The sequence below is a fragment of the Streptomyces sp. NPDC052910 genome, from assembly GCF_055585605.1.
The window spans coordinates 73,024-85,715 of the sequence record NZ_JBVJJR010000014.1; the positions used below are offsets into that span (position 1 = coordinate 73,024).

10 protein-coding genes are annotated in these 12,692 nt (G+C 72.8%); 8 read left to right on the forward strand and 2 right to left on the reverse strand.

Annotated features, from left to right (window positions below; all coding sequences use genetic code 11):
• Window positions 1-168 precede the first annotated feature (168 nt).
• The gene (locus ACZ6X9_RS31810; protein WP_469781498.1) at window positions 169-2,613 is read left to right on the forward strand and encodes a SpoIIE family protein phosphatase; all 2,445 of its coding nucleotides are present in this window, start codon (window positions 169-171) and stop codon (window positions 2,611-2,613) included.
• Between the two features lie 62 nt (window positions 2,614-2,675).
• On the opposite strand, the gene ACZ6X9_RS31815 is transcribed toward ACZ6X9_RS31810, so the two are convergent.
• Complete coding sequence (locus tag ACZ6X9_RS31815; protein WP_469781499.1) at window positions 2,676-3,905, reverse strand: cation:proton antiporter; 1,230 nt, start codon at window positions 3,903-3,905, stop codon at window positions 2,676-2,678.
• Between the two features lie 830 nt (window positions 3,906-4,735).
• A complete protein-coding gene (locus tag ACZ6X9_RS31820; protein WP_469781500.1) occupies window positions 4,736-5,038 on the reverse strand; it encodes a hypothetical protein in 303 nt (100 codons plus the stop codon).
• Between the two features lie 291 nt (window positions 5,039-5,329).
• Here ACZ6X9_RS31820 and argC point away from each other — a divergent pair, with 291 nt between their 5' ends.
• The 7 genes from argC to ACZ6X9_RS31855 all read left to right on the forward strand — a co-directional run bounded on the left by argC (window position 5,330) and on the right by ACZ6X9_RS31855 (window position 12,678).
• Window positions 5,330-6,355: an N-acetyl-gamma-glutamyl-phosphate reductase gene (argC, locus tag ACZ6X9_RS31825; RefSeq protein ID WP_469781501.1), complete on the forward strand. Its 1,026-nt coding sequence runs from the start codon at window positions 5,330-5,332 to the stop codon at window positions 6,353-6,355.
• On the forward strand, window positions 6,352-7,503 hold the full coding sequence (gene argJ / locus ACZ6X9_RS31830; protein WP_469781502.1) for a bifunctional glutamate N-acetyltransferase/amino-acid acetyltransferase ArgJ: 1,152 nt from the start codon (window positions 6,352-6,354) through the stop codon (window positions 7,501-7,503). Before argC ends, argJ begins: the two co-directional genes overlap by 4 nt.
• On the forward strand, window positions 7,500-8,435 hold the full coding sequence (argB, locus tag ACZ6X9_RS31835; protein ID WP_469781503.1) for an acetylglutamate kinase: 936 nt from the start codon (window positions 7,500-7,502) through the stop codon (window positions 8,433-8,435). The genes argJ and argB overlap by 4 nt, the downstream gene beginning before the upstream one ends.
• On the forward strand, window positions 8,432-9,619 hold the full coding sequence (locus tag ACZ6X9_RS31840; RefSeq protein WP_469781504.1) for an acetylornithine transaminase: 1,188 nt from the start codon (window positions 8,432-8,434) through the stop codon (window positions 9,617-9,619). The genes argB and ACZ6X9_RS31840 overlap by 4 nt, the downstream gene beginning before the upstream one ends.
• 295 nt (window positions 9,620-9,914) lie before the next feature.
• Window positions 9,915-11,294 carry a lysine N(6)-hydroxylase/L-ornithine N(5)-oxygenase family protein gene (locus ACZ6X9_RS31845; protein WP_469781526.1) on the forward strand — a complete coding sequence of 460 codons (1,380 nt, stop codon included), beginning with the start codon at window positions 9,915-9,917 and terminating at the stop codon, window positions 11,292-11,294.
• Between the two features lie 50 nt (window positions 11,295-11,344).
• Window positions 11,345-11,584, forward strand: coding sequence for a phosphopantetheine-binding protein (locus ACZ6X9_RS31850; protein WP_469781505.1), 240 nt, complete (start codon window positions 11,345-11,347; stop codon window positions 11,582-11,584).
• Between the two features lie 98 nt (window positions 11,585-11,682).
• Window positions 11,683-12,678, forward strand: coding sequence for an ABC transporter substrate-binding protein (locus ACZ6X9_RS31855; protein ID WP_469781506.1), 996 nt, complete (start codon window positions 11,683-11,685; stop codon window positions 12,676-12,678).
• The last annotated feature ends 14 nt before the right edge of the window (window positions 12,679-12,692 follow it).

Here is a 12,692-nt window from a genome sequence, read left to right on the forward strand (position 1 = left end):
AGACATCCAGCGATTTACCGTCACGAAGGCGGTGGTCCGCGACCGCCCGCCTCCCGCCCCCGCCGGTCCGGATGCGCCCGAAGGGCGTGCGGGCCGGACACCCGTCACTGTGGAAGGAGTCCCCGGCGCGAGCGCGGCCGGCCGGCCCCGCGCGGAAGGAGGCAGCCCATGGCGGACGGTGCCACGACGCCCGTCAGCGAGAGTCCGGACGACCCGTTCTCGCTCGCCCGCGCGGCCACGATGGTGCTCGACCACCGGGGGACGGTCGTCGGCTGGGGCGAGAACACCACGGCGCTGCTGGGCCACCGGCCCGAGGACGTGACCGGCAGGCCCGCCGCCGACGTCCTCCTCGCGCCCCGCGACCGCGCCGAGGTCACGGAGACGGCCCGGACCTGCGCCCGGGAAGGCGGCTGGTTCGGGGTGGTCCCGGTGGTGCGCGGCGACGGCGTCCGCATCCACGTCGGCGTCCGGGCCCGGCGCGTCGTCCGGCCGGACGCCCCGCCGGAATGGTTCCTGGTCGGCGCACCCGCCGAGGACGTCGTCCAGTGGGAGACCGACCGCTCGGTGCTCGACGGGCTGTTCCGGCGCTCGCCCATCGGGCTGGTCGTGCTCGCCCCCGACCTGAGCATCCTCCGCGTCAACCGGGCCGTCGCCCGCATCGGCGGCATCAGCACCGAACAGGCCGTCGGGCGCCGGACCGCCGACTTCCTCATCACCGACGACGCCGACACCGTCGAGGGCCGCCTGCGACAGGTGCTGAGGACCGGACGGCCCATGATCTTCACGGAACAGCCCTGCCGGCTCCGCTCCGCCCCGGCGGAGGAACGGTTCGTCTCGGTCTCCGCGTTCCGGACGACCGACTCCGCCGGACGGGTGCTCGGCGTCACCCAACTGGTCGAAGACGTCACCGAACGCCACCGCGCCCGGGTACGGCTCGCCCTGCTCGACGAGGCCGGCCGGCGCATCGGGACCTCCCTGGACGTCGACACCACCGCCCGCGAACTCGCCGACGTCCTCGTCCCCGAGCTCGCCGACTGGGTCTCCGTCGACCTCCTGGAGGACGTCAGCCGCGGCGAGGAACCCTCCCAGGACGGCACCGGCGCCGTCTGCCGCGCGGCGACCGTCTCCGTCGTCGCCGAGGTGGAGGAAGCCCTGCACCCGGTCGGCCACCGCATCGTCTTCCCCCCGGACAGCCCCCAGGCCCGCTGCCTCGCCGAGAAGAGCCCGGTGCTCGTCCAGGACGGCCGGGGGCCCGCCGGGCTGCGGGCCGTCGCCCAGGAGCGGGCCGAAGCCGCGGCCGAGCTGGGCGTGCACTCCGTCATGATGGTGCCGCTCGTCGCCCGCGGCCTCGTCCTCGGCCTCGTCGTCCTCTGGCGCGCCCGCCGCCCCGAACCGTTCGAGGACGACGACCTGACGCTCGCCGCCGAGTTCGCCGCCCGCGCCGCCGTCTGCATCGACAACGCCCGCCGCTACACCCGGCAGCACCAGGCCGCGCTCAACCTCCAGTGCCGGCTGCTCCCCGGCGAAGTGCCCGACCTGCCCGCCGTCGAGGTCGCCCACCGGTACATCCCGGCCGGCGCCGCGGAGGGCGTCGGCGGCGACTGGTTCGACATCATCCCGCTCTCCGGCGCCCGCGCCGCCCTCGTCGTCGGCGACGTCATCGGCCACGGCATCGACGCCGCCGCCACCATGGGCCGGCTGCGCACCGCCGTCCACACCCTCGCCGAACTCGACCTGGAACCCGAGGAGGTGCTGTCCCACCTGGACGACCTCGTGCACCGGCTGGCCGCCGAACAGGAGGTCAACACCCGCGACTTCCCCCACGACCAGGTCACCGGCGCCAGTTGCCTCTACGCCGTCTACGACCCGGTCTCCCGCCGCTGCTCCCTGGCCCGCGCCGGCCACCCGCCGCCCGCGGTGGTGACCCCGGACGGCCGGGTGAGCCTGCCCGACCTGCCCCCCGGGCCCCCGCTCGGCCTGGGCGGCCTGCCCTTCGAGGCGACGGAACTGGAGCTCCCCGAGGGAAGCCTGCTGGCCCTCTTCACCAACGGCCTCATCCAGTCGCCCGGCAGCGACGTCGACTCCGCCCTCGCCGAACTGGGCCGTCAACTGGCCGTCGCCGAGCGCCCGTTGCCCGACACGGCCAAGGCCGTGGTGGACGCGCTGCTCCCCGCCCGCCCGCACGACGACGTCGCCCTGCTGCTCGCCAGGACCCGTGTCCTGGGCCCGGAACGGGTCGCCACCTGGACCCTGCCCGGCGACGAGCAGGCGGCCGCGGCCGCCCGCCGGCTGATGACCGAACAACTGACCACATGGGGGCTGGAGGACCTGGTCTTCGCGACGGAGCTCGTCGTCAGCGAACTGGTCACCAACGCCTACCGGTACGCGAGCGGCCAGGTGACCCTGCGGCTCATCCGCGGCCACAGCCTGATCTGCGAGGTGACCGACACCAGCAACACCTCGCCCCACCTGCGCCGCGCCCGCAGCACCGACGAGGGCGGGCGGGGCCTGTTCCTGGTCGCCCAGCTCACCGAGCGGTGGGGGACGCGCTACGAGCGGGAGGGCAAGACCGTCTGGACGGAACAGCCACTGCCGCCCGACCACCGCCTGTGAGCCGGGCGGGGGCACGGGCTTGTGGGCGGGCGGCAGTGGCCGTCTCGCACCACTCGCGGGCCTCACCGGGTGTCGGCGTGCTCCACCGCGGGGGCCGCCCGCGCCGCACCGGCGGGCGCGGGCACCGACGGCGCCCCGGCCCGCCGCCGGGTCACCCGGCGCACCAGCGGTTCCGTCCACCGCGCCGCGAGGGGGCCCACCACCACCAGCACCAGAACGTAGGCCGTGGCCAGCGGGCCCACCCGCGGCTCGACGCCCACCGCGAGACCGGCGATGACGATGGAGAACTCGCCCCGGGCCACCAGCGTGCCACCGGCCCGCCAGCGCCCCGCGGGCGAGGCGCCCGCCCGGCGGGCCGCGTACCAGCCGGTGCCCACCTTGGTGAGGGCCGTGACCCCGGCGAGAGCCAGAGCCGGACCGAGAACCGGGGGCACGGACGCCGGATCGGTGCTCAGCCCGAAGAAGAGGAAGAAGACGGCCGCGAACAGGTCCCGCAGCGGGGACAGCAGCGCCCGGGCGTCCTCCGCCACCTCGTCGGACAGCGCGATGCCGATGAGGAAGGCCCCCACCGCCGCGGACACGTGCAGCTCCTGGGCGACCCCCGCGAAGGACAGCGTCAGGCCGAGCACCACCAGCAGCATCCGCTCCGGGTTGTCCGAGGACACGGCCCGGCTGATGACGTGCCCATGGCGCAGCGCCACGTAGAGCACGGCGGTGACCGTGCCCAGGGACGTCAGCAGGATCAGCCCGCCCGCCCCGACGCTCAGCCCCGCCTGGAGGGCGGTCAGCAGCGGGAGATAGACCGCCATCGCCAGGTCCTCGATGACGAGGACGCCGAGCACGGCGGGTGTCTCCGCGGATCCCAGACGGCCGAGGTCGGCGAGCACCTTGGCGATGACGCCCGAGGACGAGACCCAGGTGACGCCGGCCAGCGCCACGCAGGCGACCGCGCCCCAGCCCAGCAGCAGGCCGGCGGCGGCCCCCGGCAGGGCGTTGAGCAGGAAGTCCACCGCCCCCGAAGGGGATTGCGCCCGCAGGCTGCTCATCAGCTCGGACGCGCTGTACTCCAGCCCCAGCAGGAGCAGCAGCAGGACGACGCCGACCTCGGCCCCGGTGGCGACGAACCCCTCACTGGCGCCCAGCGGACGGATGCCCCCGCGGCCGAACGCGAGCCCCGCGAGCAGGTAGAGGGGTATGGGCGAGAAACCGATCCGGCCGGCGAGGCGGCTGAGGAGGCCGAGGGCGAGGATGACGAGGCCGAGTTCGATGAGCAGTGTGGTGGTCTGGTGCATGGGCGGCTGTCCTCCGGCGGTCGAGGGGCTGCGACGGCTGTGCCTGCGCGAATGCGGAGAGGTCCTGGAACGGCGACGGAAAACGGGTCGGACGACACAGGAAGTGCGGGGCGACAGGTGCGCGTGGGGGGCACGTGCCGCGGCCCGGCCGGTGAGCTGACGCACAGTCGGTCCGTGTCGAAACCCGCACGGCCGGGGGTGGCCGCTCATCGGATCGATGGCATCGCTCGAAGGAGCATCTTAGCGGAGAATGCAATAGTCCTATCGGGTTTCTTGGGAGTTGCGCCGTGCGCCCCCTTTCTCCCTCAGGGCGCGGGGCGAACGCCCTGGTGGGAAGGGGAGTTGACTGCTAGGGGGCGGGCGCGGGGGTGTGCTGTACAGAAGGTGAGGGGTGTGCTGAAGAGGGGCTCGGGGGGCGCTCCCCACCGGAAGGGCCCCGGTGCCGCGCCGGGACGGGGTGCCTCGGGCGCCGGAGACCGGCCGGCCGGTCGCGGGTGGTGAAGGCGCTTCCCGGGGGCGAGCGTGCGGTCGGACCGCATGCCCTCGCGTCACGACCAACCGGAGGCGCGGCGTACCGAAAGCCGTGGCGGGGCGGGATGGCGGTTCCGATCGGCGCGCGCGCCGGGGTCGCGCGGGCCGGGGGCGCCACTGCTGGGGGATCGGGCCCCTTGCGGGCCCCATCCCACCGTGCGGGTCACCGGGCCGGCCGCGCGACCGCTGCCCCGTGGAGGGCGGAAGGGGCGTGCCCGCGCCCGCCTGGGCCGACAACCCCGGCGCCCCGGCCGTGGGCCGGAACGCGTACCCGGCCGGCCGGCGCGGACCGGTTGCCCTCAGGCTTCGGGGTTGGCCTCGAGGCAGGTCAACTCGATCTCGTCGACGAGCGCCTCGTACGTCTTGCCGGTGAGCTGCGCGACGTTCTCCATGCCCACCGCCGCCCACCCGGCCAGACTCATGACGAGCGACCGGAGTCCGTCCGTGCCGAGCCGGGCCAGCACGTCGTCGGCCACGCCCAGGGCCGCCTCCGGCACCCGCTCGGCGGGCTCCAGCCCGACCACCGTCCGCAGCAGGCCGACCGTCACCCGGCTGATCTCGGGCGCGATCGCGTACAGGCGGCGGTCTTCTTCCTCGTCCATGCTTCCCTTTCCGTCGGGCGGCGGGGCGGCCGTCCTTGAGAGACGGGGAGCTGTCTACCAGAAGTAACGGACGCCCCACCAGGAAGAGTTGACGCGTAACGGCCCTGTTCTGGGCAAACGGCGAGGAGACCTCACCCGGGTGAGTGATGGCGTCGGACGGTGGGGGATGGGGCTTTCCGGGGGTGAGCGGGCGCTCCCCTGCCGACGGAAGGCGGTAAGGGTAGCCTAAGCTAAGCTTCGTCCGGCGGCCGGCCGACACCCACGAGCAAAGAACGGATCCGAGGACCAGACATGGTGCGCATAGCTGTGGCGGGCGCGAGTGGATACGCGGGCGGTGAACTGCTGCGTCTGCTCCTTCAGCACCCCCACGTCGAGATCGGCGCGCTGACCGCCGACTCGAACGCCGGACGGACGGTGGGCGAGGTACAGCCCCACCTCGCCCCGCTGGCGGAACGAGTATTGGAGAAGACGACCCCGGAGGTGCTCGCGGGGCACGACGTCGTGTTCCTCGCCCTGCCGCACGGCGCGTCCGCCGCGCTGGCTTGCGAACTGGACCCTGACGTCCTCCTCATCGATTGTGGTGCGGACTTTCGGTTGCGGGATGCGGGGGAGTGGGAGCGGTTTTACGGGTCGGCTTATGCGGGGGTGTGGCCGTATGGGTTGCCGGAGTTGCCGGGTGGGCGGGTGGGGTTGCGGGGGGTGCGGCGGGTGGCTGTGCCGGGGTGTTATCCGACGGCGGTGTCTTTGGCGTTGTGGCCGGTGTTCGCGGCGGGGTTGGTGGAGCCGGAGGCGGTGGTGGTCGCGGCGTCGGGGACCTCGGGTGCGGGGAGGGCGGTCCGGTCGCATTTGCTGGGCAGTGAGGTGATGGGGTCGATGAGTCCGTATGGGGTGGGGGGTGGTCATCGGCATACGCCGGAGATCGCGCAGAATCTCGCCGCGGTGGCCGGGGAGCCGGTGAGCGTGTCCTTCACGCCGACCCTGGCGCCGATGCCGCGCGGGATCCTGGCGACGTGTTCGGCGCGTGTCGTGGGCGGGGCATCGGAGGAGGCGGTGCGGGCCGCTTACGAGAAGGCGTATGCGGGGGAGCCGTTCGTGCGGCTGCTGCCGCCTGGGGTGTGGCCGTCGACCGGGGCCGTCCTGGGCTCCAACGCGGTCCAGGTGCAGGTGGCCGTGGACAGTGCGGCGGGGCGTGTGGTGGCGGTGAGTGCGATCGACAATCTGACCAAGGGCACGGCCGGTGGGGCGGTGCAGAGTATGAACATCGCTCTCGGGCTGGCCGAGGAGCTGGGACTTTCCACGACAGGGGTGGCTCCGTGAGTGTGACGGCGGCGAAGGGCTTCACGGCGGCCGGTGTGGCCGCGGGGCTGAAGGACAGTGGTGCGCCGGATGTGGCGTTGGTGGTCAATGGGGGGCCGTCGCGGGCGGTGGCGGGGGTGTTCACCTCCAACCGGGTCAAGGCCGCTCCGGTGCTGTGGTCGCAGCAGGTGGTGAAGGCGGGGGAGGTGAGGGCGGTGGTGCTCAACTCCGGTGGTGCCAACGCCTGCACCGGACCGGCAGGCTTCCAGGACACCCGGATCACCGCCGAGCGCGTGGCTCGGGTGCTGGACTGTGCGGCCGGCGAGGTGGCGGTGGCTTCCACCGGTCTCATCGGCGTGCGTCTGCCCATGGACCGGCTCCTGCCCGGCGTCGAGAAGGCCGCCGCCGAACTCTCCTCGGACGGTGGCGAGAAGGCCGCCATCGCGATCAAGACGACGGATACCGTGCACAAGACGGCGGTGGCGGAGCGGGACGGTTGGGTGGTCGGGGGGATGGCCAAGGGTGCGGGGATGCTCGCGCCGGGGCTGGCGACGATGCTGGTGGTGCTGACCACTGACGCCGACGTCGACGCCCCCGGCCTGGACGACGCCCTGCGGGCGGCCGTGCGCACCACCTTCGACCGGGTCGACTCCGACGGGTGCATGTCCACCAACGACACCGTGCTGCTCCTGGCCTCGGCCGCTTCCGGGATCGCTCCGGAGGCGGCGGAGTTCGCCGGTGCGGTGCGGGAGGTGTGTGACGATCTGGCGCGGCAGTTGATCGGGGACGCGGAGGGGGCGAGCAAGGACATCCGTATCGAGGTGATCAACGCGGCGTCGGAGGAGGACGCCGTGGAGGTCGGGCGGTCCATCGCGCGTAACAACCTCCTCAAGTGCGCCATTCATGGCGAGGACCCGAACTGGGGGCGGGTGCTCTCGGCCATCGGCACCACGTCCGCCGCCTTCGATCCCGACCGGCTCAACGTGGCGATCAACGGTGTGTGGGTCTGCCGCGACGGCTCCGTCGGCGACGACCGCGACCTCGTCGACATGTCACCGCGCGAGGTGCGCATCACCGCCGATCTGGCCGAGGGCGGCGAATCCGCCGTCATTTGGGCCAACGACCTCACCGCCGACTACGTCCACGAGAACAGCGCCTACTCCTCATGAACCACATACTTCCCTCGCGGCGCACCGCCGCCGCGCCCAAAGCCCGTACCGTCATCGAGGCGCTGCCGTGGCTGCGCCGTTTCCACGGCAAGACGGTCGTCGTCAAGTTCGGCGGGAACGCCATGGTGGACGAGGAGTTGAAGGCCGCGTTCGCCGAGGACATGGTGTCGCTCCGGTACGCCGGGGTGCGGCCGGTCGTCGTGCACGGCGGCGGGCCGCAGATCAGCGCGCTGCTCGACCGGCTCGGCATCGCTTCGGAGTTCAAGGCCGGGCTGCGGGTGACCACGCCCGAGGCGATGGACGTCGTCCGGATGGTGCTCGCCGGTCAGGTGCAGCGCGAACTCGTCGGGCTGATCAACCGGCACGGCCCGTTCGCCGTCGGTCTCACCGGCGAGGACGCGCACACCATGACCGCCGTGCGGCGGACGGCCGAGGTCGACGGTGAGCCGGTGGACATCGGGCTCGTCGGTGACGTCGTCGCCGTCGACCCGGCCACGGTGGAGGCACTGCTCGACCGCGGCCGGATCCCCGTCGTCTCCCCGGTCGCCCGGGGCGCCGACGGGGAGGTCTACAACGTCAACGCGGACTTGGCCGCCGCCGCCCTCGCCGGGGCGCTCGGCGCGGAGAAGCTGGTCGTCCTGACGGACGTCGAGGGGCTGTACGCGGACTGGCCGCACAGCGACGACGTCATCAGCCGCCTCACCGCGAGCGATCTGGAGGCGCTGCTCCCCGCCCTGTCGAGCGGCATGGTGCCCAAGATGGAGGGCTGTCTGCGGGCGGTCAGGGGCGGGGTGGGCGCGGCCCACGTGCTGGACGGGCGGGTGCCGCACTCGCTGCTGCTGGAGGTCTTCACGGACGAGGCGGTGGGGACGACCGTCGTGCCCGATCCTCTGCCGGACGCGCCGGGAACGCTCGTGGAGGTGACCGCGTGACCGGGGACGGCATCCGTACGCCGGGGGAGCGGCTGGCCGAGCGGTGGCGGGCCGCGCTGATGGACACCTACGGCACGCCCCCGCTGGCGCTGGTGAGCGGGGAGGGGGCGACGGTCCGGGACGCCGACGGCAGGACGTACGTCGACTTCGTCGGCGGCATCGCCGTCAACGCCCTCGGCCACGCCCACCCCGCCGTCGTCCGCGCGGTCTCCGAGCAGATCGCCACCCTCGGCCACGTCTCCAACCTTTATGTGGCCGAGCCTCCCGTGGCCCTGGCCGAGCGGCTGTTGAAGCTGGCCGGCCGGGACGGCAGGGTGTTCCTCTGCAATTCCGGGGCGGAGGCCGTCGAGGCCGCGTTCAAGATCGCTCGCCGGACCGGGCGCCCGCATCTGGTCGCCGCGCAGGGCGGTTTCCACGGCCGGACGATGGGTGCCCTCGCCCTCACCGGCCAGCCGGCCAAACAGGAACCGTTCCTGCCGCTCCCCGGCGACGTCACCCACGTCCCCTACGGCGACACCGACGCCCTCCGCGCCGCCGTGACCGAACGGACCGCCGCCGTGTTCCTGGAGCCGGTACAGGGCGAGAACGGCGTCGTCGTCCCGCCGCCCGGCTACCTCGCGGCGGCCCGGGACATCACCCGCGCCACGGGCACCCTGCTCGTCCTGGACGAGATCCAGACGGGTATCGGCCGCACCGGGCACTGGTTCGCCCACCAGGCGGACGGCGTGGTGCCCGACGTGATGACGCTCGCCAAGGGGCTCGGCGGCGGACTGCCGATCGGGGCAGCCGTGGCCTTCGGCGACGCGGCCGGGCTGCTGTCGGCGGGCCAGCACGGCTCGACGTTCGGAGGCAACCCGGTGTCCTGCGCCGCCGCCCTGGCGGTGCTCGACACTCTGGAGAAAGAGGACGTACTAACCCATGTCCGGCGCATGGGGGAGCGGTTGGCGGCCGGGGCCCGGGCAACGGGTCATCCGTTGCTGCGGGCCGTGCGGGGCTCCGGGCTGCTGCTCGGGCTCGTCCTGGAGCGGCCGGTGGCCGTACGGGTGCAGCGGGCGGCCCTGGAGGCGGGCTTCCTGGTGAACGCGACGGGCCCGGACCTCGTCCGGCTGGCGCCGCCGCTCGTGATCGGGGAGGGGCAAGTGGACGCCTTCGTCCGGGCGTTGCCCCGGATGCTGGACGTCTGAGGTCCGCACGGAAGCGGGCCGGGCGGGACGTGGTGACACGTGCCGCCCGGCCCGTTCGCCATGTCCGGGAGGCATTCGCGGCCCCTGGCGCCGGGAGGCTGTGACGAGAGGGCTTCAAGGGGCGTCAAGAGGTGCCTGAGGCGGCCGATCTGACGCCTGGACTTGACACCTGACCTGCCGAGAAAGTTAGGTTAGGCATACCTAATCAATAGTTGCGCGGGTTGCCCTTCCCGACTATGCCCGGCGGACACGGCCGGTAAAAGCCGGAACGGGGCGGTACGACGAGAGGATGAGCATGTCGGCACGGCGCGGGGACAGCGCGAACACGGCGGGTGCCCCCATCGAGGATCTGGTCGGCATAGGCTTCGGTCCCGCCAACCTGGCCCTCGCCATCGCGATCGACGACCACAACCGCCGGGCCCCGGACAGCGCGATCCGCGCGGGCTTCGTGGAGCGCCAGGAGCGCTTCGGCTGGCACCGGGGCATGCTCCTCGAAGGGGCCACCATGCAGGTGTCGTTCCTCAAGGACCTGGTCACCATGCGGGACCCGAGCAGCCGCTTCTCGTTCCTGTGCTACCTGCGGGACCGCGGCCGGCTCGCCGACTTCATCAACCAGAAGACGTTCTTCCCCACCCGGATCGAGTTCCACGACTACCTCGAGTGGTGCGCCGCCGAGTTCGGCTCCGCCGTCGACTACGGCCGGGTGGCGACCGCCGTGCACGCGGTGGAGGACGGCGGGACCGTGGAGGCCGTGGACGTCGTCTCGCGCTCCGTCGGCGACCCGTCCGACGAGACCGTGCGGCGCACCCGCAACCTCTCCGTGGGCACCGGCCTCACCCCCCGCCTCCCCGCCGGCGTCACCCTCGGGCCGCACGTCTGGCACAACCGTGACCTGTTGTTCCGTGCCGCCGAGCCGGCCGCCCGCCGGCACCGCCGGTTCGTGGTCGTGGGCGCGGGCCAGTCCGCCGCCGAGAGCGCCGAGTACCTGCACCGCACCTTCCCCGACGCCGAGGTCTGCGCGGTCTTCTCCCGCTACGGCTACAGCCCGGCCGACGACAGCCCCTTCGCCAACCGCATCTTCGACCCGGCCGCCGTGGACCACTTCTACGACGCCCCCGAGGACGTCAAGCGAACCCTGCTGGGCTACCACCGCAACACCAACTACTCCGTGGTCGACGGCGAGCTCATCGAACAGCTCTACCGCACCGCCTACCAGGAGAAGGTCCAGGGTCACGAGCGGCTGCGCATCCTCAACACCAGCCGGCTCACCGCCGTCGAGGACCTGCCGGACGGCGCCCGGGCGGTGGTTCGCTCCCTGACCACGGGGGAAACGTTCACGCTGGACTGCGACGCCGTGGTGTTCGCCACCGGCTACCACCCGGCCGACCCCCGCGAGCTCCTCGGCGACCTGGCCGCCGAATGCCTCACCGACGAGCAGGGCCGGCTCCGGGTCGACCGCGACCACCGCATCCTGACCACCGACCGGGTCCGCGTCGGCGTCTACCTCCAGGGTGGCACCGAGCACACCCACGGCATCACCTCCTCCCTGCTCTCCACCCTCGCCGTCCGCTCCGGCGAGATCTGCGACTCGCTGCTGCTGCGCCGCACCGAGCGGGACGTCCTCGCGGGCCGGACCGGCGGACAGGCCGGCACCGTCGCCGCGTCCGTCGGCTGAACCCGCCGCCCGCCCGCCCCTGCTCCGACGAAGACCCCGAAGGACACCGCATGCCCGCGATCACCGTCCCGATCGACACCCTCCGGCACGACGTGGCCGACGTCCTCGGCGAGGACCCCGCCGACCTGCCGGACGACGAGGACCTGCGCGACCTGGGCCTCGACTCCATCCGGCTGATGAGCCTGGTGGAACGCTGGCGGGCCCGCGGCCTGGCCGCCGACTTCACCGAACTCGCCGAGGCCGAACCCACGCTGCGCGGCTGGCACGCCCTGCTGACCGCCGGCGCCTGACCCCCTCCGCCCCCTCGCACCCCGTCGCCCGCCACCGCGTTCCCGGTCCGCCCGGGCCGCGGCCGCCGGCTCCGCACCACACCCGTCCAAGGAGAACCATGAACACCCGTCCCGTCCGTAGCCGCCGTACGGCCGGCCGCACCCGTGTCGCGGCCGTGCTCGCCACGGCCGCCCTGCTCACGGTGAGCGCCTGCGGCAGCGACGACTCGTCCGACGACGCCAAGTCCACGGGGGGCGACGGCGGGAAGCGAGTGATCCAGACCAGCGACGGCAAGGTGACGGTGCCCGCGAAGCCCCAGCGCATCGTCAGCATCTCCTACGCCACCGGAGCCCTCCTCGACCTCGGCGTCGAGCCCGTCGGCACCAGCGCCATCGACGAGAACAACCCGATGGAGCTGCTGCCCTCGCAGAAGGAACAGGGCAAGAAGATCACCTCGATCGGCTCCGGCATCGAGACCAACATCGAGAAGGTCGCGTCCCTCAAGCCCGACCTGATCATCGTCGAGGGCGCGTCCGCCTTCGACTGGAAGATCAACCGGCTCAAGGGCATCGCCCCCACGCTGTACTTCGGCATCAAGACCCCGGGCGACCTCTACAACGCCCAGGAGAAGATCGCCCAGGCCGTCGGCAAGGAGGACGCCCTCGACAAGCTCAAGGCGACCTACAAGGAGAAGGCCGACAAGATCAAGTCGACCTACGCCGGCAAGCTGAAGTCCGTGAAGTGGGCCCTCGCCTCCTCCTACGGCAACGGCGAGTTCCTCGTGGACACCCGCACCTCGTGGGTCGGCCGCATCCTCGCCGACGTCGGCGCCGGCTTCGCCAAGGCGTCCGACAACGGCAAGGAGCACGAGGTCACCTACTCCCAGGAGAAGATCGACGTCCTCGCCGACGCCGACGTCATCCTCGTCCCGCGCATGGCCGCCACCGACGAGGTCCCCAAGGAGACCAAGGAGCTCCAGGACAAGCCGTCCTGGAAGCTGCTCAAGGCCGCCAAGGACAACCACGTCCTGCCCGTCACCTACGCCACCAGCGACCGCTACGGCACCTCGATCGACGTCCTCGACCAGATCGAGAAGATCCTCAAGGGCCTGTAGGACGCCCGGGGCCG